Raw genomic sequence first — 21580 nt, forward strand, 5'->3', positions numbered from 1 at the left:
ATGAACATCGCCGTCACCAATTACCGCCATGTCGACGAGATGCGCCCCTGGTCGGACCGGGAGCACAAGCTCGCCTGCGTCGCCGTCACGCCGGAAGCACCCGACGTGATGACCTTCACCTTCCGGCCGGATCGCTCCGGCCTCTGGTTCCGTTACCTGCCCGGCCAGTTCGTCACGCTCGAATTGCCGGTCGGCCCGGAGCCGGTGCTGCGCACCTACACGCTCTCTTCCAGTCCGTCGCGCCCTTACACGGTCGCGGTCACGGTGAAGGCGCAGAAGGGGTCCATCGGCACGCGCTGGATGCTCGACCATCTGAAGCCCGGCATGGTGCTGAAGGCGATCGGCCCGCTCGGCGACTTTTCCTATGTCCGGCATCCCGGCCGCAAGTATCTCTTCATCTCCGCCGGTTCCGGCATCACGCCGATGATATCGATGACGCGCGACCTCGGCGACCGGACGCCTGACAGCGACATTGCGTTCGTGCACTGCGCCCGCACGCCGGACGACATCATCTTCCGTGCGGAACTCGAGGCCAAGGCTCGCGAGATGGAGAACCTCTCCCTCGGCTTCGTCGTCCGGCAGACCGCCCGCGGCCAGCTCTGGTCGGGCCTCAGGGGGCGGATCGACAAGGCGAAGATCGCGCTGCTCGCGCCCGATTTCCTCGACCGCACCGTCTTCTGCTGCGGCCCGGAACCCTTCATGGCGACCGTCCGCGATGCGCTTTCGGGCGCCGGCTTCGACATGAAGAACTACCACGAGGAAGCCTTCCAGCCGGTGAAGCCGGAGCCACCGGTGGTGGTCGCCAATCCTTCGGGCGAGGTCGCACGCACGAAAGTCACCTTCGCGATGTCCGGCAAGGAGGGCGCCTGCGAGCCGGGTCACACTCTCCTGCAGGCGGCCCGTGCCGCAGGCGTGCGCATCGGTGCGGCCTGCGAATCCGGCCTCTGCGGCACCTGCAAGGTGATGAAGCTCTCCGGTGAGGTGGAAATGAACCACAACGGCGGCATCCTCGACGACGAGATCGACGAGGGATACGTGCTCGCCTGCTGCTCGCGTCCGAAGGGAGACGTCGAGATCGAGGCGTGACCGGCACCGCTCCGGAACAACATGGCTCGTCCGGACGTTTTCCCGGCGCCCGGGTGGCAGAGCGTGCATGAACGCTTCGTTCAGGATGCCTTTTCTATCCCGGCGGGTATCTCGTTGCGACAATACTACGCTTTCGTTTTCCCGGAAAAGTCGTGGTATGATGTCGAACGAGAATTAGGATGGAGTGAGTGTCATGAATACGACAATTAAGCGCTGGGCCGCGCTTGCTCTGGCCTCCGCCCTCACGATGGGCGTTTATACCCCCGCCGAGGCGGTGACCGTCCCGGTACCTGCACCGAAGGTCGAGACCTCGGGCGATGTCCTCCAGGTCAGGCACCGCCACTACTACCCGCCTTATTATTACCGCGGCTATCGCGGCTATCGTCATCCGCGTCCGGGCTATCGCTACCACAACGGCTACTGGTTCCCGCTCGCGGCCTTCGGCGCCGGTCTCATCATCGGCGGTGCGCTCGCCACCCCGACCGTCCCGCGTGCCGGCATGGGCCTCAACCCGCGGCACTACCGTTGGTGCGAGGCGCGTTATCGATCGTATGATCCGTATTCGAACACGTTCCAGCCGTATCACGGACCGCGCCGCCAGTGCCTCTCGCCTTACTATTGAGCGGATGGCGCCTGGAAGTGAGATGAACATGCCCGGCTTCGTCCGGGCATTTTCGTCGATGGACAAGGTTGTTGTGACGATCCGGCTCTCCGTCCTCCGTCATGCCCGTCCTCGGGTTAAACCCGAGGATGATCCGGCATCCAGTCACGGCGCGTCCGCGCCGTGGATGAATCTTTTGCGATCAAGGACTTGATCGCGCCGGATGCCGGCTCCGAGGCCGACATGATAGTAGGCTTGTGCTTGCGCCGTAAGTTGTCGCAGGCCCTCGCTGCGGTTCCCGGCAAAGCGGAAAAGGGGCACCGGTCCGAGCCGATGCCCCCCCGCAAGCGATGAATGCGCTCGTCAGCCGATCATCGCATTGTCGTTGCGCTTGATCGCGACGACGGTCGAACGCGGCAGCTTGCCTTCGCCGTCCGGGAAGGGCGCATCGGGGTGCTGGATGCCGACGAAGTGGGTGCGCTTGTCGGCCGACCAGGTCTGGCCGGTGACTTCCGATCCCTTCGGCGCCGTCAGGAAGCGCTCGATGCGGCCGGTGGCCGGATCGCCCGCGAGCATCTGGTTGTTGCCCTGGCCGGCGAAGTTGCCTTCGTTGGTGTCCTCGCCGTCCGTCTGGATCCAGAGGAGGCCCGTCGTGTCGAACATCATGCCGTCCGGCGAGTTGAACATGTTGCCGGAATTGATGTTCGAGGAGCCGGCATAGGCATCCTTGTGAACATCCGGATTGCCGGCCATGCAGAACAGGTCCCACTTGAACTTGCCGTCGGCGTGGTCGTCGTTTTCCGGGTACCAGCGGACGATCTGGCCGTATTCGTTCTCGGCGCGCGGGTTCGGCCCGCCGACCGGCATCTCGTCGCCGCCGGCATTCTTCTTGACGCCGCGCTTGCTGTTGTTGGTCAGTGCGCAATAGGCCTCGATGGCAACCGGGTTGATCGCCACCCATTCCGGGCGGTCCATGGTCGTGGCGCCGACCTTAGAGGCCGCCTGGCGGGTGAAGACGCAGATTTCGTCCATCTTCATGCCGGTCGTCTCCGGCGTCAGCGCCAGCCATTCGCCGGTGCCGTCGTCGGCGAACTTCGCGACGAAGAGTGTGCCCTCGTCGAGCAGCATCGAGGTGTCGCCGCCCGGAACGTAGATGCCGTTCGAGACGTACTTGTAGAGGAACTCGCCGCGTTCATCGTCGCCCATGTAGACGACCACGCGGCCATCACGCGCCACCACGACGGCGGCGTTCTCGTGCTTGATGCGGCCGAGCGCGGTGCGCTTGACCGGCGTCGACGTGGCGCTCGAGGGGTCGATCTCGACCACGTAGCCGGCGCGGCGCGGCTCGTTCGGGTTCTTCGAGACGTCGAAGCGTGCGTCGAACTTCTCGTAGGCGTAGCGGGTCTCGGCGGTGATGCCGTAGCGGGCATAGTCCTCCGGCAGGACGAAATTCGCATCCGTCGAGCCGAAATAGCCGTTGAAGTTTTCTTCGCAGGTCAGATAGGTGCCCCACGGCGTCCGGCCGGCGCCGCAATTGTTGAAGGTCCCGAGGCAGTCGGTGCCCTTCGGATCTGCCGCGGTCTTGACGAGGTCGGAACCGGCGGCGGGACCCGAAAGCGTCATCGGCGTGTTGTGGTGGATGCGGCGGTTGAACGGGCTGTCGAGCACGATCTGCCAGCCGTTCTCGCCCTCGGCGACTTCCATGACGGTCACGCCCTGCATGTTCTGCAGGATCTTCACGTCGTCGGCCGACTGCGGCACGCCCTTCTCGGTGTGCGGCAGGTTGATTTCCGGGTTCACGTATTCGTGGTTGATGGCGATCACCTGATGGCCGCCGATCACGAAGAGCTCCATCCCGTCGGTATTCTCGCCGAAGACCTTGTCGGAGTTCTCGAGGCTGACGCCCTTCGCCGGATCGACGTCCGGAACGCTGGAGAACAGCGGCTGACCCCACTTGGCGAGCGGCTGCCAGCTGTAGCCTTCCGGAACATGGACCGTGTTGTCGGTGGCGATCGCAACCGGCTTGAACTGGAAGCGGGAAGCCGCCTCCTGGGCTTCGGCCGAGGTCGAGCTCATCAGGTTGCCGAGCGTGCCCATGGCGGCGGCAGCCGAACCGAAGGCAAGCACGCCGCCGAGGAAGCCGCGGCGCGAGATCGCCCGCTCGACGACACGATCGAAATCGGTTTCGGCCGGCGGCGGGTTCTGCAGTTCGTCCCATTCGTCCCAAGAAAGCTTGCTGGTGTCGAAGTCGGTCATGGCTTGCTCCTGTGCTGACGCTGTTGGAATGTCCGAATTGCGGGTTAGCGGGCTGCCGTTACAGTTCTGTGACGGCTCGGCCCGCCCCCATGGAATCGGCGGCAAAGACGGCGAGCCGTTCCTTCGATCGTCGCGGGGTTGAACGGTGTGTCACCCGCAGATCCTGCGAGAAAGCCGGATTTTCCCTGTCATCCCGTGCCGATGGTGACTACGTTAGCAAAAGCCAAATCGATCGGAGACCTTCATGTCGTTCTTTCCCGGAATCGATCCCGCCGCCGGCGACGCGCGGGCCTGCGACGCCATCGAACATCTCATCATTCCCCGCACCAGCGACATCGGCGGGCTCGCCGTGCGCCGCGCACTGCCCTCCGCCAGGCGTCGCCTGGTCGGTCCCTTCATCTTCTTCGACCGCATGGGCCCCGCCGTGCTGAAGGCCGGCGAGGCACTCGACGTGCGCCCGCATCCGCATATCGGCCTCTCCACCGTCACCTATCTCTTCGACGGCGAGATCAAGCACCGCGACAGCCTCGGAACGACCCTCGTCATCCGTCCCGGCGACGTCAATCTGATGACTGCGGGCAGGGGGATCGTGCATTCGGAACGGACGCCGGAAAACCTGCGCGGCAGCCCGCTGTCGATTTCCGGCCTGCAGACCTGGATTGCCCTTCCCGACGAGAAGGAGGAGATCGATCCCGCCTTCGCCCATACCGGGCATGACGAGATGCCCGTCTTCGACGACCGCGGCGCCAGCGGGCGGGTGGTCATCGGCAGCCTCGCCGGCATGACCTCGCCGGTCGGCGTCTTTTCCGATACGCTCTATGTCGACCTGGCGCTCGTGGCCGGCGCCAGTTTTCCCTTCGACGCCGGCCACGAGGAGCGCGCCGCCTATGTCCTGTCCGGTGAGGTGGAGATCGCCGGCGACCGCTTCGGCGCCGACCAGTTGCTGGTTTTCCGCCCCGGCGACGCGATCACGCTGAAGGGTGGCGTGGACGGCTGTCACATCATGCTTTTCGGCGGCGCCGCTCTCGCTTCCCCGCGCCACGTCTGGTGGAACTTCGTTTCCTCGTCGAAGGAACGCATCGAAAAGGCCAAGGAGGAATGGCGCACCGGCAGATTCGACATCGTTCCCGGTGACGAAGACGAGTTTGTCCCTTTGCCCGAAGGCCGTTAACTTCTATATAAGGAGGGCATGGGCCGTTCTGCGGTATTGCCGGGCCGGGAATTTCGGCTTAGGGCGCAGGACCCTTGAACCGACGACATAAGAAGAATGAGGCCTGAGCCCGTGACATCGCTGCCCGAGACCCCCTTGCTCGACAAGGTGAAGCTGCCGACGGACCTGCGTGAACTGGATGATCGTGACCTGCCGCAGCTCGCTCGCGAGGTCCGCGACGAGATGATCGACGCCGTGTCGAAGACCGGCGGGCACTTAGGCGCGGGCCTCGGCGTCGTCGAGCTGACGATCGCGATCCACAAGGTCTTCAATACGCCGCACGACCGTCTGATCTTCGATGTCGGGCATCAGTGCTATCCCCACAAGATCCTCACCGGCCGGCGCGACCGCATCCGCACGCTGCGACAGGAGGGCGGGCTTTCCGGCTTCACCCGTCGCGCCGAGAGCGAATACGATCCCTTCGGTGCGGCACATTCCTCGACCTCGATCTCGGCCGGCCTCGGCATGGCGGTCGCCGCCGAACTCAGCCATACCGATCGCAACGTCATCGCCGTGATCGGCGACGGCGCTATGTCGGCCGGCATGGCCTACGAGGCGCTCAACAATGCCGGCGCGCTCGACGCCCGGCTGATCGTCATCCTGAACGACAACGACATGTCGATCGCGCCGCCGACCGGCGCGATGAGCGCCTATCTGGCGCGGCTCGCCTCCGGCCGCACCTATATGGGTTTCCGCGACTTCGGCAAGAAGCTGACGGCCTATCTCGGCAAGAGCATCGACCGGGCGCTCACCCGCGCGGTCGAGCACGCCCGCGGCTACGTGACCGGCGGAACGATGTTCGAGGAGATGGGCTTCTACCATATCGGCCCGATCGACGGACACTCCTTCGACCACCTGTTGCCGGTGCTGCGCAACGTCCGCGACAACGGCAATGGTCCGGTGCTGATCCATGTCGTGACCCAGAAGGGCAAGGGCTATGCCCCGGCGGAAGCAGCCGCCGACAAGTATCACGGCGTCAACAGGTTCGACGTCATCACCGGCACGCAGGCGAAGGCGAAGCCGAATGCTCCGAGCTATACGGCGGTCTTTGGCGAGACGCTGGTGCAGGAGGCGACGCTCGATGAGAAGATCGTCGGCATCACCGCGGCAATGCCCTCCGGCACCGGCATCGACAAGCTGCAGGAAGCCTTCCCGCATCGCACCTTCGATGTCGGCATCGCCGAGCAGCACGCCGTCACCTTCGCGGCAGGCCTTGCGGCGGAAGGTTACAAGCCCTTCTGCGCGATCTATTCCACCTTCCTGCAGCGCGCCTACGACCAGGTCGTTCACGACGTGGCGATCCAGAGATTGCCGGTGCGCTTCCCGATCGACCGCGCCGGCCTCGTCGGCGCCGACGGGCCGACCCATGCCGGTTCTTTCGATACTGGCTTCCTTGCCGCGCTTCCCGGCTTCGTGGTGATGGCCGCCGCCGACGAGGCCGAGCTGAAGCACATGGTGCGCACGGCCGCGGCCTATGATGAAGGCCCGATCTCCTTCCGCTATCCGCGCGGCGAAGGGGTTGGCGTGCAACTGCCCGAACGCGGCTCTATCCTGGAGATCGGCAAGGGCCGGATCGTCAAGGAAGGCACGAAGATCGCCCTTCTCTCGTTCGGCACGCGCCTTGCGGACTGTCTGGTGGCGGCGGAAGACCTCGACGCCGCCGGACTTCCGACGACGGTGGCCGACGCCCGCTTCGCCAAGCCCCTCGACCACGACCTCATCCGCCGGCTCGCTCGCGAGCACGCGGTGCTGGTGACCGTCGAGGAAGGCGCTGTCGGCGGCTTCGGCAGTCAGGTCCTGCACTTCCTTTCCGGCGAGGGCCTGCTCGACCACGGGCTCAAGATCCGCTCCCTCGTGCTCCCCGATATCTGGATGGAGCAGGGCAAGCCCGAGGCGATGTATGCGAAGGCCGGCCTCGACAGCCGGGGCATCGTCGAGACGGTGTTCCGCGCGCTCGGCCAGAAGGGTTTCGGCCTCGGCGCCGCGGGCTGAACCCAGACACCGTCCCTTAGCTCAAAAGAGAAGGCCCGGATCGCGGCGGCGATCCGGGCCTCTTTCGTGACTGCTTTTGAATGGATCAGAACTCCGACCATTCCTGCTTGACGGCCGCCGAAGACGAACCGCCGCCGAAGGCGCTGGCGACGCGGTTCGCGAGCGCCCGGGCGGGGGAGGCGGCGGGACCGCTGCTTTCCGTTGCCGCCTGAGGCGCCGGACGGCGATCGGCCGGCCGTGACGTGACGGCGGGAGCGGCGGCGCGCGGGACACCGCCGGTTTCGGCGAGCGTGAACTGCGCAAGCAGGCTGTTCAACGAGGCTGCTTTGGTCGCGAGCGAATGGCTGGCGGCGGTCTGTTGCTCGACCATGGCGGCATTCTGCTGCGTGCCCTGATCCATCAGGTTGATGGCGGTGTTGATCTCCTGCAGGCCGGTCGCCTGTTCGCGGCTGGCCGTGACGATCGCCGCGACGTGCTGGCTGATGTCCTGGACGGCGACGACGATCTTTTCCAGTTCCGATCCGGTCTCGCCGACCAGCGCAACGCCGGTGCCGACATGGGCGCTCGAGGTCGCGATCAGCGACTTGATCTCCTTGGCCGCATTGGCCGAGCGCTGGGCGAGCTCGCGCACTTCTTGGGCGACGACGGCAAAGCCCTTGCCGGCCTCACCGGCGCGGGCTGCCTCGACCCCGGCGTTGAGGGCGAGCAGGTTGGTCTGGAAGGCGATGTCCTCGATGACGCCGATGATGTTGCCGATCTCGCCGGAGGATTTCTCGATCTCGTTCATCGCGGCGACCGCATTGCGGACGACGGTACCGGAACGTTCCGCACCGCTGCGGGTGCGGGCGACGAGTTCGCCTGCGTTTTCGGCACGCATGGCGGTGTCCTTGACCGTCGTGGTCACCTGTTCGAGGGCGGCTGCGGTCTCTTCGACCGAGGCGGCCTGCTGTTCGGTGCGCTTGGCGAGGTCGTCGGCGGCGGCACGGATTTCCGCTGCACCCGCATTGATCGCCGCGGCATTGTCGCCGACCGAGCGGAGCGCGCCCTGCAGCTTCTCGAGCGAGTCGTTGAAGTCGACGCGGAGCGGATCGAGTCGCGGTGCGAACTCGCTGCGGATGCGGTAGGCGACGTTGCCCTCGGAAAGCGCCGTCAGGCCGGCGGCGAGCTTGTCCATCGCAAAGGCGATTTCTTCGGCTTCGCGGGCCTTTTCGACTTCCGCAGCGCGGCGTTCCTCTTCGGAGCGCAGCCGCATCGCCTCGGTTTCGCCGGAAAGACGCAGCTTCTCGATGGCGGCATCCTTGAAGACCACGACGGCTTTCGCCATCTGGCCGACTTCGTCGCCGCGGTCGAGTGCCGGGACTTCGATGTCGTGGTCGCCCTCAGCGAGCCGCGTCATCGCAGAGGTCATGCCGACGATCGGGGTCACGATCGAGCGGGCGAGCAGCCAGATCAGAGCGACGGCCATGCCGCCGGCGACGGCGCTGCCGAGGAACAACGCCATCTGGATGTCATTGTGGGCGCCGGCCTGTTCGGCCCGCTTCGCCTCGAGCATCGCGACGACCTGCTGCTTGATGTCGGCAGCCGCCGCGCGGAAGGCATCGAGCTGCCCCTTGGAGGCATTGCGGCCGATCTCGATGATCTCAGATATCGGGGCCTCGGTGTTCTTGCGGGCGGCGAGTTGCGGCTCGGTGAGCTGCGTATGGAAGACGTCGGCCGCCTTCTTCATCGCCTCGAGCGATGCGACCAGACCTGCATCGCCCGCGGCGAGGGTCTCGGCGTCGGCGATCGACTTCAGCATGCGTTCGCGATGGGCGAAGACGTCGTTGTAGGTGCTCTCGCTGCGGAACAGCAGGTAACCACGCTGGTTCACCGCCTGCTCCAGCATGGATTCCAGCGCGTTGTCCACGGAGGCGAGGATCTGTTCGGCGCGCTCCTGCTCCTGGGAGACGAGCTTGGCGTTCCAGGCCTGCAGCAGGACGACCGCGGAGGCAACGAAGCATCCGGCCATGATCGCCATGAAGGTCACGATCAGTTTTTTACTCAGCGACAAGTTCTTGATGGACATGCCAAAGGTCTTTCACGCTCGAATATCTGTCGGCAGGCGGGCGCACGGCCCGGCCGGATCGGCTTGCGGGAGGGCATGATCGGGCCTTGGCCGGAGCGCTGCCGTCATGGCGCGCTGTATCGATGGGCGGAACCGGCGATCGGCCCACCCTGTAACGGATTACCCTTACAATCCGTTAGCAGGCGCTGATGAAATTGACGGAACCGAAATCCAGCGAAAAAGAGTTACTCGGAAGGCACCAGCAGCAGAAAATCGAGGTCCTTCTGCGGGTAGAAGTCCTCGGCCGTCATCTCGAACGTGGTCGGGCCGACCTTTTTGACGCCCTCGCCGCAGAAGCTGATGTAGTTCTTCGGGCTTCCCTTGTCGACGGTCAGCTTGAAATGCTTGATCGGTCCACCCCAGTTCGCCCCGGTGGTGAGCACGTAGGATATCCAGCTCTCCATGAAATAAGGACCGGTCTGGTCGCTCGCCGCCTTCTCGAGCTTGGCCGCCGTCTTCACGAAGGCCTCGTCGATGCAGTACTTCTTGAGGTATTCCTCGTAGCTGTAGCCCGGCTTGCCGTCCTGGATGAAGGAGAGACCGGCGGTTCCGCCGACGCCCGGCTTGTACTCGTGATGGACGCGCACCTCCTTGCCGGCGGGAAAGGTCGTCTTCCACCAATAGGCCGATTTCAGCGTCCAGAGCGGCATCGGATGGTGCTCCCAGCCCTTGCCGGCATCGTAGGCGTCGTCGAAGATAAGACCACGCGCCGTCCAGTCGGAGAGTACTTCCGGGGGAAGCTTTTCGAGTGCCGCATAGGTGGCGTCGCTGAAGGGCAGGAGGGGAATGCCGCGGGCGGTCACCTCCTCGGTCATGTCGAGCCCGGTCGCATAGACGCGCTGCTGCAGGTCCGGCGTGATCGCCTTGCCGTCCTGCGTCACGGTGAAGCCGAGGAAGTTGTCGGACTGGGCGTCGCCGATCGCGACATTCGCGTCCGGCCCCGCCGTCAGGTCGGGCATCGGGAAGGCGACGTAGGATTCGACGTCCTTGTCGGAGCCGTTGCGGAAGACATAGTCGACGGTCACCTTGTCCGGCGAGATGAAGAGGTCTTCGCTCTCCATCGAGACGTCGGTCGTCTGGACATAGACGAGGCCGCCGGCCTTGAGTTCGGCCATCGTGTCGTTGGCGACGGCCGCCGGCGCGGCAGCAACACCCGAAAGGAGAACCAGGAGAGCTTTCTTCATCGCGAGAATCCTTCTGCGTCAGGGCTGGCCACAGTTAGCGACCGATTCCGGGAACGGTCAATGACCCGTAAGATGGCACCAGAAAAAGCCCTTCGGGCGAGGACGAAAAGGGGCTGCGGAACAAAAGGCTTGCCACGGCCTCCTTTGCGGGCCATGGACAGCCGCATGACCACAGCCGATCCCCAACGCCTCGACCAGTTGCTGGTCGCCCTCGATATCGTCGCCAGCCGCTCGCGGGCGCGCGATGCGATCCAGCGCGGCACCGTCAAGGTCGACGGCAAGGTCGTGACCAAGCCGAGCCTCGTCTTTTCAGCGGACGTGACGATCGAGATCGACGATCCGGCACAGGACTATGTCTCGCGCGCCGCGCTGAAGCTCGTCGCCGGCCTCGACCATTTCGGCCTCGATCCGTCGGGACAGGAATGCCTCGATGTCGGCGCCTCCACCGGCGGCTTCACCGAAGTGCTGCTGAAGCGCGGTGCCGCCCACGTGACGGCGATCGATGTCGGCCACGACCAGATGCATCCCCGCGTCGCCGCCGATCCCCGCGTGACCAACATCGAGGGGCTCAACGCGCGCTATCTCGAAAGCGACGATATCGACGGACGGCCGATTTCCTTCGTCGTTTCGGACGTCTCCTTCATCTCGCTGAAGCTCGCCCTGGCACCGGCGCTCGACATTGCGGAGCCGGGCAGCCACTGCCTGCTGCTGGTCAAGCCGCAGTTCGAGGCCGGGCGCGATGCGATCAGCAAGGCCGGCCTCTTGAAGGACCCGGCCTCGGCACCGGCGGTCGCCGCCGAACTCGAGCGCTGGCTCGTCGAGGACATGGGCTGGCAGAGCCTCGGCCTCATTGCCTCTCCGATCGCCGGCGGCGACGGCAACCAGGAATTCCTCCTCGCAGGGCGCAAACCATGAGCACCGAAACCGTCACCATCAACAGCCTCGGCGCCCAGGGCGACGGCATCGCCCACGGTCCCGCCGGCCCGATCTACGTGCCCTTTGCCCTTCCCGGCGAGACCGTCGCGATCGCCCGGGTGAAGAACCATGGCACGGTGATGTCGACAAGCGTCGCCTCGCCCGACCGCATCCAGCCCGCCTGTCGCCATTTCGGCCCGGAGGGTGTCGGCGGCAGCTGCGGCGGCTGTTCGCTGCAGCACCTTGCGCGGCCGGCCTACGGCGCCTTCAAGCGCTCGCTGGTGGTCGCGGCGCTGAAATCGAAGGGCCTGGAGCCGGAAGTCGGCCCGCTCGTAGAGGCGGAGGCCGGAGAACGCCGGCGCGTCGTCTTCGCCGCCCGTCGCACGGAGAAGGGCCTGCTTCTCGGCTTCAACCAGGCCGAAAGCCATCATATCGTGCCGATTGAGGAATGTCCCGTCATCTCGGCCGGCATTTTCGCGCGGCTGGAGGCGGTCCGCACGATCGGCCTTGCTGCCGCCGGTGCTGATGCCTTCCGCATCACGGTGATCGAGAGCCTGACCGGCCTCGACGTTGCGATCGACGGCGTCAAGCAGCTTTCGGACCGCCAGCGCCGCGACGTGACGGAGGCCGTGCTGAAGCTTCGCGGCATCGCGCGCGTCTCGGTCAACGGTGAGATCGTGATCGAACCGCAGAAGCCGCTTCTCGATTTCTCCGGCGTCAGGGTTTCCCCGCCGCCGGGCGCCTTCACCCAGGCGACGATGGCCGCCGAGGAGGCGATGGCAAGGCTTGCGCTCGATCATGTCGGCAAGGCAAAGCGCGTCGCCGATTTCTTTGCCGGTGTCGGCACGTTCGCGCTGCGGCTCGCGCGCACGGCCCAGGTGCATGCCGTCGAATCCGACGAGAAGGCGCTGAAGGCGCTCGATCATGCCGCCCGCAACACGCAGGGCCTGAAACCCGTTTCGGTCGAAAAGCGTGACCTCTTTCGCCGGCCGCTGATGGTCTCGGAACTGAAGACCTTTGACGCCGTCGTCTTCGATCCGCCTCGGGCCGGCGCCGAGGCGCAGTGCCGCGAGCTCGCCCGCTCGGCGGTAAAGAAGATCGTTGCTGTCAGCTGCAATCCGCTGTCGCTCGCCCGCGATCTCGCGATCCTGGTCGAGGGCGGCTATTCGATCATCGGCGTGACCCCGATCGACCAGTTCCTCTGGACGCCGCATGTCGAGGTCGTCGCGACCCTCGTCAGGCGCTGATCCGACCTCAATAGGCGTAGAGCGTACCGCTTCCGACCATACCCGCGCAGCGGCAGCGTCCGCCAACGCGGCCGGGCCTTGCGGGGCAGGACCACTTTTCGTCGGTTTCCGCGCTCGCCGGCGGATCGATCACGCAATAGAAGCGCTGGGGCCGCATGCCGGGCGGCGGCGCCGGCCTGTTCGACTCGCTGTTGATCGTTCCCGAACCGTCGTCCTGCACCAGGTGCAGCAGGCCGTCCTCGGTCGCAAATGGTCCCGGAACGGCGGTTCCCGCCGTCAGGAGAAGGGCCAGGCACAGGATCATCGCGCGCATCGGTTTCATCCTCCAGCTGTGATGCTCGTTCTTTTAGCCGGCAGGAATTAAAGAAGCGCGAAGAGGCGGTTTTGTGGTGGTGGACAGAGCGAGGCCGGCCGCGGGGAGGGCTCGCCGGTCTTCCTCAGCCTTTCGCTTTCAGGAAGGCCTCGAAGGCGGCGCGGGCTTCGGCGCTCTTCAGCCGCTCGACGAAGAAGGCGAGTTCCTCTTCCATCCGCACGAGCAGTTCGCCGCGATCGCCGCGGATGAGGTCGCGGGCGATCCGCATGGCCTCCGGCGGCTTGGCGGCGATCGAGGCGGCGAGTTTCAGCGTTTCCGCCTCGACGGCCTCCGGCGCGACGACCTTCCAGATCAGTCCGGCGGCGCGTGCCTCTTCGGCCGAAAAGCCTTCGCTGGCGGCGAGCATGGCAAAGGCGCGCTGGTGGCCCATCATGCGCGGGGCGAGCAGGCTCGATCCCGCTTCCGGCACGAGCCCGAGATCCACGAACGGCGTCCTGAACAGGCTGCGGTCGGAGGCGATCGTCATGTCGCAATGCATCTGGATCGTCGTGCCGATGCCGATGGCAAGGCCGTCAACGCCCGAGACCACCGGCTTGGAAACGCTCCAGAGCGCCTTGAGGAAGCCGAAGGCGGCCGGTTCGCCGACAGCGCCGGCCATCGCGAAAGCGAGGAAATCCGCCATGTCGTTGCCGGCGGAGAAGCAGCCCTCGGTGCCGAGAAAGGCAACGCACCGGATCGCCGGATCGTCCTCGGCAGCGAGCAGGCCGTCGGTCATCTTCGCATACATCGCCTGCGTGATGGCGTTCTTCTTTTCCGGCCGGTTGAACCGGATCACCAGCACGCCGGGATGGGCTTCGGGGCGCTCGATCAGAATGTGGTCGGTCATCTGGGTCTTCCTAGAGTGGCGGCGCTACCCCCCTTGAGGGGGAGGGTCGGAGCGAAGCTCCGGGGTGGGGTGATCAAAGACATTTATCTGCAACCTTGTGGGAGGAATGTCACCCCCACCCGCCGCTCACGCGGCGACCTCCCCCCTCGAGGGGGAGGTGTAACCTCAAGCAAACAGCACCCGCGCCGCCGTCAGGCTCGCGGCGCCGTTGACGACGCGGTCCTTGAGGGCTGCGGTTTCGGCGATCAGGTTTTCCGCGGCGAAGCGGCAGAGTGCGATGCGGGTGTCGCGGCCGTTCTCTTCGTCGGCAAGCCCGCCCTTGGCGAGATAGCAGCCGGTGAGGGCAAGGCCGAACAGCCGCTGGTAGGGCGTGGCGCCGGAAAGGGCTGCCGCGGCATCGCCCTCAGCGAGACGCGCGAGCATCCATTCGGTCGTTTCTTCGAGATCGGCGAGGCTCGCATCGAGACGGTCGGCGGTGGTGCCGAAGCCATCGAGGTTGGAGCCGCGCACGGCCTTGGCGATCTCCTTCAGCTCGGCGATGAAGCCGCGCACCTGCGCGCCGTCCGACAGCGGCAGCTTGCGGGTGACGAGGTCGGCGGCCTGGATGCCGTTGGTGCCTTCATAGATCGGGGCGATGCGGGCGTCGCGCAGGTAGCGGGCGGCGCCGGTCTCCTCGATGAAGCCCATGCCGCCATGCACCTGGATGCCCATCGACGCGACGTCGACACCGGCATCGGTGGCAAAGGACTTGGCGATCGGGGTCAGAAGCGCGCCGCGCTCGGCCCACTTTTTCGCCTCGGCGCCTTCCGTGTGGTGCGACATGTCGATGGCATGGGCGCAGGTGTAGCAGATGGCGCGCGAGCCTTGAGTCAGCGCCTTCATCGTGATGAGCGTGCGGGCTACGTCCGGATGCTCGATGATCGGGCTCATGCCGGAACCGCTCCAGCCAGGCGCCTTGCCCTGGGTGCGTTCCTTGGCATAGGCGACCGCCTTCTGGGTGGCGGCTTCGCAGATCGCCACGCCCTGCATGCCGACGGCGAGGCGCGCATTGTTCATCATGGTGAACATGCAGGCCAGCCCCTTGTTCTCTTCGCCGATCAGATAGCCGATCGCGCCCGGCTCGTCGCCGAACTTGCCGTCGCCGTAGATCATGGTGCAGGTCGGCGAGCCGTGGATGCCAAGCTTGTGCTCGAGCGAATGGCAATGCAGGTCATTGCGGGCACCGAGCGAGCCGTCGTCATTCACCAGGAATTTCGGCACGAGGAACAGCGAGATGCCGCGGGTGCCGGCCGGCGCGTCGGGCAGCCGGGCGAGAACCAGATGGACGATGTTGTCGGTGACTTCGTGCTCGCCCCAGGTGATGAAGATCTTCTGGCCGAAGATGCGGTAGGTGCCGTCGTCGCGACGTTCGGCGCGTGTCTTCATCACGCCGAGGTCGGAGCCGGCATGCGGCTCGGTGAGATTCATCGAGGCGGTCCATTCGCCGGACACCATCTTGTGCAGGAACGTTTCCTTGAGCGCGGCGCTGCCATGGGTGGCCAGCGCTTCGGACGCGCCCATGGTGAGCGTTGGGCCGAGCGCGAAGGCCATCGAGCCGGAGTTCCACATTTCCAGCGCGGCGACATTCAGCATATGGGGCAGCGCCTGACCGCCGAATTCTTCCGGAGCGACCAGCGCATTCCACCCGCCCTCGGCCCAGTGGCGATAGAGCTCGGCCCAGCCGTCCGGCACGAGAACCTTGCCGTCGACAAGCCGCGCGCCCTGCCTGTCGCCGATCTCGGCAAGCGGCGCCACCTCGTCGCTCGCAAAGCGTCCGGCTTCGGACAGGATCGCATCCACCAGGTCGTCGCTGAGGTCTCCGAGGCGTCCCTCGTCGATCGCCTTGGAAAGGCCGGCCACATGCTTCAGGGTGAATGCAATCTCGTCTACCGGCGCCTTGTACATGCGCATGTTCCTCCTGCTGATGTCCCGTTATTTCCGCGGCCGGTCCTCCGGGCATGATGCGGAAATCGTGTCCACTGGCTAATTGATTTTTACGTAAACGTCAAATCGTTTTGCGGGGGCGAGACGTGGGGATCGGGACGCCGTGAGCGCGCCCGATCGATCTCCCTTCGAGGGGGAAGCGGGCCGAAAGGGCCGAGGGGCAGGCGGCAGGAGCCGAAGCCGGGGAGTGGGCCGCTGCCCGCCGCTCAGAATTCTTCCCAGTCGTCAATGGCGAGCGCGGTGCTGCCGCGAACCGGGGCGGTCTTCGGCGCGGCGGCCGGCTGCGGGCGTGACGCCGGCCGTGAGACCGGGGCGGCCATGGCCGGTTGCGCTGCCGGGGCAACGGCGCGCTCGGCGGCTGCGAGCCGGAACTGGCCGATCAGCTCTCGCAGCTTGGCAGTTTCCATGGCGAGGCTCGAGCTCGCCGCGGTCGATTGTTCGACCATGGCGGCGTTCTGCTGGGTCGTCTGGTCCATCGAGTTGACGGCGGTGTTAACCTCGGCAAGCCCGATCGACTGTTCCTTCGCCGCAGTGGCGATCGAATCCATGTGCTGGTTCATCTCGGTGATGAAGCCGCTGATCGCCTCCAGCGCCACGCCGGTGTCGCGCACCAGCTTCACACCGTTTTCCACCTCGTCGGACGAGTTCTGGATGAGCCCCTTGATCTCGCGAGCCGCCTGGGCGGAGCGCTGGGCAAGCTCGCGCACTTCCTGGGCGACGACGGCGAAACCCTTGCCGGCCTCACCGGCGCGGGCCGCCTCGACGCCGGCGTTGAGGGCCAGCAGGTTGGTCTGGAAGGCGATCTCGTCGATGACGCCGATGATGTTGGAGATCTGCTGCGAGGACCCCTCGATGCGCCGCATCGCTTCTTCGGCGCTGGCGACGACGCCCGCCGATTTCGCCGCGCCCTGGTTCGCCTGGGCGGCGACGGTGCGGGCATCTTCCGTGCGTCGGGTCGAGGAGTTGACGTTGGCGGTAATCTCGTCGAGTGCGGCGGCGGTCTCTTCGAGCGAGGCGGCCTGCTGTTCCGTGCGCCTGGAGAGGTTTTCCGCGGCCGTCGCCATCTCGCGAGCGCCGCTGTCCATGGTTGAAACGCTGTGCTGAATGACCTGCAGCGTCGAGGAAAGCTGGCGGACGGACTGGTTGAAGTCGCGGCGCAGCTCTTCGAAATCGGCGGCGAAGGCTTCGTCGAGCTCGAAGGACAGGTCGCCGGAAGCGAGCCGCTTCAGCCCGGCGGCGAGGCCAGAGGTTGCGATCCGCATCCGTTCGGCGGCTTCCGCTTCGGCGCGCTGCTGGCCGGCGATCCGGTCGATCTCCGCCTGCCGGCGGTTTTCTTCGGCCTCGGCCTCCAGACGCTTGTTGGTGATGGCCGCCTGCCGGAAGATTTCGACGGCGCCCGCCATCTGGCCGATTTCGTCGCTGCGGCCGGCATAGGGGATCTGCGCATCGGTGTCGCCGTTGGCAAGCCCGCGCATCGAGCGCGTGATGCGCTGGATCGGATTGGCGACCCCGGCGACGGTGAACAGCATCGCCGCACCCGCGATGAGCATTGCAAGCACGCTCACGGAGACCATCAGGACCTGAATGACGTCGAACCTGGCCTCCATGTCGTGATGCACGGCATCCGCCTGCTCGACATAGTGATCGACCATCGTGTCGATCGCTTGGTCGCTTGCGTCGCCATACTTCTGCAATTCGTTGGTGAATGCGGCAGTGGCCTCTTCATTCTTGTTCTCGCGGGATAGCGCAAGCACCTGTTCGCCGTGTTGGACGTAGGCGTCGAGGGTTCCCGTCACCTCGGCGATCAGCTTCTGCTCTTCGGTCCCCGTGATGAATTGTTCGTTCTGCTTGCGGATCAGCTCGCGCTGGAAATCCACATAGGTCTTGATGTCCTCTTCGACAGCGGCCATGGCTTCCGGCGTGAGGCTCATGATGTGCCGGGCATAGGCGAGCCGGATGTCGACCATGCCCTTGTCCATCAGCCGCACCTGGTTGGTCGAAGGCAGCGCCCGGTCGGCAATTTCACTTGCACGGTCGAAAACACCGGAAATACCGGAGATGGCGACAAAAGCGAGGCCACTGGTAATGACGGCGATCGACGCCAGGCTCAGGATCAGCGAGGTCTTGACGGTTGGGCGCTTCATGGAAATTCCTTCTGAAAAAAAACGGCTCCGTGCACCGGGAAGGGACATGCGGAGATGGCGGTAATCGGAAAGCATGATCGGTTCGAAAGTGGCCCTGGGGCCCGCTCACGACTGGCGATGACCTTGCGCGTGGCCACTTCATTTCGCCTGCCTCGCAAAAATTGCAGGGCAATACTGTTTATCAATGTAATGGTTGAAAAGCTGTTAATTACGGCTGAATTGTTAAACTAACCTGCAAACAAAAAGATTTCAGGATTTCAGTATTTCGTAATTGTAGCCGTTAAATCTGAAAATGCTCATTGATTATATTTGACCAATGTCAATTTCGAAGGAAGTTTATGATCGGGAAGATTTTCCGTCGATAGATGTGGAAATACTGGAAAGTAGAAGGCGGATTGCAGGCAAGCGCAAGCATCTCCCGCCCGCGAACGAAAGCTCTGAGATTCTCTGGATGCCGATGGGTTATTCGCGGTCGAGAGGTTCGGTGCCCTGCGGCTTGCCGGCGCGGTCGAGGCGGATCTTCTCGATACGGTTTTCGGCGGCGGCCAGCAGCGTTTCGCAATGCTTCTTCAATTGTTCGCCGCGCTCGTAGATGGCGATAGACTCGTCAAGCGCCACGTCGCCACGCTCCAGCCGCGCCACGATGCTCTCCAGTTCGGCGACGGCCTTTTCGAACGAATAGCCGGAAAGATCGGCCTGGGGGGCGCTTTCGGTCATGGTCAACCCTTCATCAGTCTCATGATATGCATGCCCGCCGATTCGGCGAGGCCTTCCAGATCATAGCCGCCTTCGAGGAGGCTGACGACCCGGTTATGGGCGAATTTGTCCGCCACTTCCATCACCCGCCCCGTCGCCCAGTCGAAATCCTCGCCGACGAGATTGAGTTGCGCCAACGGGTCGCGATGGTGCGCGTCGAAGCCGGCGGAGATCAGGACGAGATCGGGCCGGAAGTTCTCGAGCGCCGGCAGGACGCGCGCCTTGAACGCCTCGCGGAAGTGCTCGCTGCCCGTGTTCGGCGAGAGCGGAGCGTTGACGATGTTGCCGAAGGCGCCGGTCTCTTCCTTCTTGCCCGTGCCGGGATAGAGCGGCATCTGGTGCGTCGAGCAGAAGAGCACGGAGCGCTCGTCCCAGAAGATGTCCTGCGTGCCGTTGCCGTGATGCACGTCCCAGTCGACGATCGCCACCCGCTCGACGCCGTGATGCCGCATGGCATGGCGGGCGGCGATGGCGATCGTGTTGAACAGGCAAAAGCCCATGGCCTTCGCCTTTTCGGCATGGTGGCCTGGCGGGCGGCAGGCGACGAAGGCGTTGGCGATCTCGCGTGCCATCACCGCGTCGACGGCCGCCATCGCGCCGCCGATCGCCGTCAGTGCCGCCTGCAGGCTTTTCGGCGAGACATAGGTGTCGGTCTCGACACGGTTGATCTCGCCCTCTTCCTCGGGGATCCGCCGCTTGATTGCGGCGAGGTGCTCTTCCGGATGGGCAAGCAGCACCGCGTCCTCGTTCGCCTGTGGCGCCTCTGCCCGCTGGAGCGGCGCGAAATTCGGATGCTCGAGCGCGATGTTGATCGCGCGCAGCCGGTCCGGCCGCTCCGGATGGCCGGGTGGCGTCAGGTGCTCCAGAAAAACCGGGTGCTCGTAGAGGCGTGTGGTCATGGTCGTTCCCGGGTCAGATGATGTTCTCGGCCGGTCGGCCCGAAGTAGCCTTCTCTGTCTTCATGGACCAATCTAGGATCTCACGGCGCGCGGCGCCAGCACTCCGCCGAACCGATTGACAACTGTCAACAGAAGCCGTGGTTCCGGCCGCTCCTTGTTCTTCCTCGTCGAATGAACGTATAAATGCCCTGGCATGAGGGAGAGGGCAGGCAGGCCATGGACGACATCGAGCGCGTCGAAGTGACGGAAATCATCGTTCCCTATCGCGACATCGATATGACGGGGCGGATGCACAATGCCGCCTATCTCGCCCATGCCGAGACCGCACTCAGCCACTTCTGGCGCTATCGCCCGCCGCTGGAGGCTGAACCGCATTTCCAGCCGACGAAGATCGAAATCCGCCTGCACGAGCCGCTGCATCTCGACGATCGCGTGAAGCTCACCGTCCGCGTCGACAAGATCGGCATGAAGTCGGTCGGCTTCGACATCCTCATCCAGCGCGAGGGGACGCTCGCCGCCGAAGTCGAGATCGTCTGGGCGGCGACCGGCAGGAACGACGACGAGCCGGTCACGCTGCCGGAAACCCTGCGCGACTGGCTCTACAGTTATCTGCCGTGAGGCAAGGCGACGCGTCTCGCGCTCACGCTCCCGTCACCCGCCAGATGACGTCGCCGACATCGTCAGCCACCAGCAGCGAGCCGTCGGGCCCGATGGTCACGCCCACCGGGCGGCCATAGGAGAATTTCTCGTCCGGCGAGAGGAAGCCCGTCAGGATGTCGCGCGGCGGGCCGGAAGGCTTGCCGTTTTCGAAGGGCACGAAGATCACCCTGTAGCCGGAGAGCGTCGAGCGGTTCCACGAACCGTGCTGGCCGATGACCATGCCGTCCGGGAAGCCGGGCAGGGTGCCCGCCGGCAGCCAGCAGAGGCCGAGCGAAGCGGTGTGGCCGCCGAGCGCATAATCGGGCCGGATCGCAGTCGCGACGAGGCCGGGTGCCTGCGGCACGCGGTCGTCGACCGTCTGGCCCCAGTAGCAATAGGGCCAGCCGTAGAAGCCGCCGTCCTTCACCGAGGTGAGGTAGTCGGGCGGCGTCTCGTCGCCGAGGCCGTCGCGCTCGTTGACCACCGTCCAGAGTGCGCCCGTGGTCGGCTCGAAGGCGAGGCCTACGGGATTGCGCAGGCCGCCGGCGAAGATGCGGCTCTTCTCCGTCTTGAGGTCGATCTCGTAGATGCAGGCGCGGCCTTCCTCGGCCGCGAAGCCGTGTTCGGCGATGTTGCTCAGAGAACCGACGCCGACATAGAGCTTGCTGCCGTCCTGGCTCGCGAGCACGCTGCGGGTCCAGTGGCCGGCCGGCTTGAAATCGGCGATCTTGCGGCCCTGCGCGGCGATCCGGGTGGTGCCGTCGGTATAGGGATAGGCCATCAGCCCATCGGTATTGCCGACATAGAAAGTGCCGTCGAGCAGTGCCATACCGAAGGGATGGTTGAGCCCCTCCATGAAGGCGTGGCGGACCTCCGCGGTGCCGTCGCCGTCATTGTCGCGCAGCAGCGTGATGCGGTTCGGGCTGTCGCCGACGGCCGCCGCCCGCTTCATCGTCGCATACATCGCATAGTCGAACGGTGTGCGCATGCGCCCGCCGTCGACGCCGAGCGCTTCCGAGGCGAGCACGTCGCCGTTCGGCAGCACGTAGATCCAGCGCGGGTGCTTCAGCCCCTTGGCGAAGGCATTGACCTTGAGCCCCGGCGCGGCCGTCGGCGTGTGGCCTTCGGTCCAGCCCCTGGCGGTTGGCATCTTCAGCGTGGGGATGCGCTGGGGCTTGGCCTCCGGGATGATCGGTGCCCCGCCGAGGGCCGGCTTGCCGTTACCCGCACCGCCACGGCGCATGAGGATCATCGCGGCCCCGATCAGGGCGACGAACCGACCGAACAATCCCAACATGCCTGCACTCCTCTTCGAAATGTCCCGCGGCACCATAGCCGAAGCGCTTGCGACGCGGAACTGACCAA

Annotated in this window: 17 protein-coding genes; 7 read left to right on the top strand and 10 right to left on the bottom strand. The window is 65.2% G+C overall.

Features of this window, described 5'->3' with window-relative positions; all coding sequences use genetic code 11:
• Both ACM6UT_RS16240 and ACM6UT_RS16245 read left to right on the top strand, forming a co-directional pair.
• Entirely contained in the window at nt 1–1086 is a 1086-nt protein-coding gene (locus ACM6UT_RS16240; protein ID WP_416798379.1) for an FAD-binding oxidoreductase, read from the top strand.
• A gap of 193 nt (nt 1087–1279) precedes the next feature.
• Entirely contained in the window at nt 1280–1708 is a 429-nt protein-coding gene (locus tag ACM6UT_RS16245) for a BA14K family protein (protein ID WP_416798380.1), read from the top strand.
• A gap of 342 nt (nt 1709–2050) precedes the next feature.
• On the opposite strand, the gene ACM6UT_RS16250 is transcribed toward ACM6UT_RS16245, so the two are convergent.
• Nucleotides 2051–3943: a PhoX family protein gene (locus ACM6UT_RS16250; RefSeq protein WP_416798381.1), complete on the bottom strand. Its 1893-nt coding sequence runs from the start codon at nt 3941–3943 to the stop codon at nt 2051–2053.
• Nucleotides 3944–4187: 244 nt separating this feature from the next.
• On the opposite strand from ACM6UT_RS16250, the gene ACM6UT_RS16255 reads away from it, so the two are divergent.
• The gene (locus tag ACM6UT_RS16255; protein ID WP_416798382.1) at nt 4188–5114 is read left to right on the top strand and encodes a pirin family protein; all 927 of its coding nucleotides are present in this window, start codon (nt 4188–4190) and stop codon (nt 5112–5114) included.
• Nucleotides 5115–5225: 111 nt separating this feature from the next.
• Nucleotides 5226–7145 carry a 1-deoxy-D-xylulose-5-phosphate synthase gene (gene dxs, locus ACM6UT_RS16260; RefSeq protein WP_416798383.1) on the top strand — a complete coding sequence of 640 codons (1920 nt, stop codon included), beginning with the start codon at nt 5226–5228 and terminating at the stop codon, nt 7143–7145.
• A gap of 85 nt (nt 7146–7230) precedes the next feature.
• Here the strand turns inward: dxs and ACM6UT_RS16265 are convergent, their stop codons facing one another.
• Both ACM6UT_RS16265 and ACM6UT_RS16270 read right to left on the bottom strand, forming a co-directional pair.
• Nucleotides 7231–9210: a methyl-accepting chemotaxis protein gene (locus ACM6UT_RS16265; RefSeq protein ID WP_416798384.1), complete on the bottom strand. Its 1980-nt coding sequence runs from the start codon at nt 9208–9210 to the stop codon at nt 7231–7233.
• Between the two features lie 224 nt (nt 9211–9434).
• Nucleotides 9435–10433 carry a DUF4424 domain-containing protein gene (locus ACM6UT_RS16270; protein ID WP_416798385.1) on the bottom strand — a complete coding sequence of 333 codons (999 nt, stop codon included), beginning with the start codon at nt 10431–10433 and terminating at the stop codon, nt 9435–9437.
• A 165-nt stretch (nt 10434–10598) separates the two neighbouring features.
• On the opposite strand from ACM6UT_RS16270, the gene ACM6UT_RS16275 reads away from it, so the two are divergent.
• The gene (locus tag ACM6UT_RS16275) at nt 10599–11348 is read left to right on the top strand and encodes a TlyA family RNA methyltransferase (RefSeq protein WP_416798386.1); all 750 of its coding nucleotides are present in this window, start codon (nt 10599–10601) and stop codon (nt 11346–11348) included.
• A complete protein-coding gene (locus ACM6UT_RS16280; protein WP_416798387.1) occupies nt 11345–12595 on the top strand; it encodes a class I SAM-dependent RNA methyltransferase in 1251 nt (416 codons plus the stop codon). The genes ACM6UT_RS16275 and ACM6UT_RS16280 overlap by 4 nt, the downstream gene beginning before the upstream one ends.
• Before the next feature lie 7 nt (nt 12596–12602).
• Here ACM6UT_RS16280 and ACM6UT_RS16285 read toward each other — a convergent pair whose 3' ends face one another.
• The 6 genes from ACM6UT_RS16285 to ACM6UT_RS16310 all read right to left on the bottom strand — a co-directional run bounded on the left by ACM6UT_RS16285 (nt 12603) and on the right by ACM6UT_RS16310 (nt 19576).
• Nucleotides 12603–12908: a hypothetical protein gene (locus ACM6UT_RS16285; RefSeq protein WP_416798388.1), complete on the bottom strand. Its 306-nt coding sequence runs from the start codon at nt 12906–12908 to the stop codon at nt 12603–12605.
• A 124-nt stretch (nt 12909–13032) separates the two neighbouring features.
• Nucleotides 13033–13794 carry a crotonase/enoyl-CoA hydratase family protein gene (locus ACM6UT_RS16290; RefSeq protein WP_416798389.1) on the bottom strand — a complete coding sequence of 254 codons (762 nt, stop codon included), beginning with the start codon at nt 13792–13794 and terminating at the stop codon, nt 13033–13035.
• Nucleotides 13795–13959: 165 nt separating this feature from the next.
• Nucleotides 13960–15738, bottom strand: a complete 1779-nt coding sequence (locus tag ACM6UT_RS16295) for an acyl-CoA dehydrogenase (RefSeq protein WP_416798390.1) — start codon at nt 15736–15738, stop codon at nt 13960–13962.
• A 245-nt stretch (nt 15739–15983) separates the two neighbouring features.
• On the bottom strand, nt 15984–17921 hold the full coding sequence (locus tag ACM6UT_RS16300) for a methyl-accepting chemotaxis protein (protein ID WP_416798391.1): 1938 nt from the start codon (nt 17919–17921) through the stop codon (nt 15984–15986).
• A 462-nt stretch (nt 17922–18383) separates the two neighbouring features.
• Complete coding sequence (locus tag ACM6UT_RS16305) at nt 18384–18638, bottom strand: exodeoxyribonuclease VII small subunit (RefSeq protein ID WP_112691572.1); 255 nt, start codon at nt 18636–18638, stop codon at nt 18384–18386.
• 2 nt (nt 18639–18640) lie between these two features.
• Nucleotides 18641–19576 carry a histone deacetylase family protein gene (locus ACM6UT_RS16310; RefSeq protein WP_416798392.1) on the bottom strand — a complete coding sequence of 312 codons (936 nt, stop codon included), beginning with the start codon at nt 19574–19576 and terminating at the stop codon, nt 18641–18643.
• A gap of 183 nt (nt 19577–19759) precedes the next feature.
• Here ACM6UT_RS16310 and ACM6UT_RS16315 point away from each other — a divergent pair, with 183 nt between their 5' ends.
• Complete coding sequence (locus tag ACM6UT_RS16315; protein WP_416798393.1) at nt 19760–20194, top strand: acyl-CoA thioesterase; 435 nt, start codon at nt 19760–19762, stop codon at nt 20192–20194.
• Between the two features lie 22 nt (nt 20195–20216).
• On the opposite strand, the gene ACM6UT_RS16320 is transcribed toward ACM6UT_RS16315, so the two are convergent.
• Nucleotides 20217–21548 carry a PQQ-dependent sugar dehydrogenase gene (locus tag ACM6UT_RS16320; protein ID WP_416798407.1) on the bottom strand — a complete coding sequence of 444 codons (1332 nt, stop codon included), beginning with the start codon at nt 21546–21548 and terminating at the stop codon, nt 20217–20219.
• Nucleotides 21549–21580 lie beyond the last annotated feature (32 nt).

It is taken from the genome of Ciceribacter azotifigens, from assembly GCF_048159625.1.
Classification (GTDB): domain Bacteria; phylum Pseudomonadota; class Alphaproteobacteria; order Rhizobiales; family Rhizobiaceae; genus Allorhizobium; species Allorhizobium azotifigens.

Bases quoted from the DNA above. Each gene is read 5' to 3' on its own strand.
- ACM6UT_RS16240 (WP_416798379.1), top strand. From the start codon at position 1: ATGAACATCGCCGTCACCAATTACCGCCATGTCGACGAGATGCGCCCC.
- ACM6UT_RS16245 (WP_416798380.1), top strand. From the start codon at position 1,280: ATGAATACGACAATTAAGCGCTGGGCCGCGCTTGCTCTGGCCTCCGCC.
- ACM6UT_RS16250 (WP_416798381.1), bottom strand. From the start codon at position 3,943: ATGACCGACTTCGACACCAGCAAGCTTTCTTGGGACGAATGGGACGAA.
- ACM6UT_RS16255 (WP_416798382.1), top strand. From the start codon at position 4,188: ATGTCGTTCTTTCCCGGAATCGATCCCGCCGCCGGCGACGCGCGGGCC.
- ACM6UT_RS16265 (WP_416798384.1), bottom strand. From the start codon at position 9,210: ATGTCCATCAAGAACTTGTCGCTGAGTAAAAAACTGATCGTGACCTTC.
- ACM6UT_RS16270 (WP_416798385.1), bottom strand. From the start codon at position 10,433: ATGAAGAAAGCTCTCCTGGTTCTCCTTTCGGGTGTTGCTGCCGCGCCG.
- ACM6UT_RS16275 (WP_416798386.1), top strand. From the start codon at position 10,599: ATGACCACAGCCGATCCCCAACGCCTCGACCAGTTGCTGGTCGCCCTC.
- ACM6UT_RS16280 (WP_416798387.1), top strand. From the start codon at position 11,345: ATGAGCACCGAAACCGTCACCATCAACAGCCTCGGCGCCCAGGGCGAC.
- ACM6UT_RS16285 (WP_416798388.1), bottom strand. From the start codon at position 12,908: ATGCGCGCGATGATCCTGTGCCTGGCCCTTCTCCTGACGGCGGGAACC.
- ACM6UT_RS16290 (WP_416798389.1), bottom strand. From the start codon at position 13,794: ATGACCGACCACATTCTGATCGAGCGCCCCGAAGCCCATCCCGGCGTG.
- ACM6UT_RS16295 (WP_416798390.1), bottom strand. From the start codon at position 15,738: ATGTACAAGGCGCCGGTAGACGAGATTGCATTCACCCTGAAGCATGTG.
- ACM6UT_RS16300 (WP_416798391.1), bottom strand. From the start codon at position 17,921: ATGAAGCGCCCAACCGTCAAGACCTCGCTGATCCTGAGCCTGGCGTCG.
- ACM6UT_RS16305 (WP_112691572.1), bottom strand. From the start codon at position 18,638: ATGACCGAAAGCGCCCCCCAGGCCGATCTTTCCGGCTATTCGTTCGAA.
- ACM6UT_RS16310 (WP_416798392.1), bottom strand. From the start codon at position 19,576: ATGACCACACGCCTCTACGAGCACCCGGTTTTTCTGGAGCACCTGACG.
- ACM6UT_RS16315 (WP_416798393.1), top strand. From the start codon at position 19,760: ATGCCCTGGCATGAGGGAGAGGGCAGGCAGGCCATGGACGACATCGAG.
- ACM6UT_RS16320 (WP_416798407.1), bottom strand. From the start codon at position 21,548: ATGGTGCCGCGGGACATTTCGAAGAGGAGTGCAGGCATGTTGGGATTG.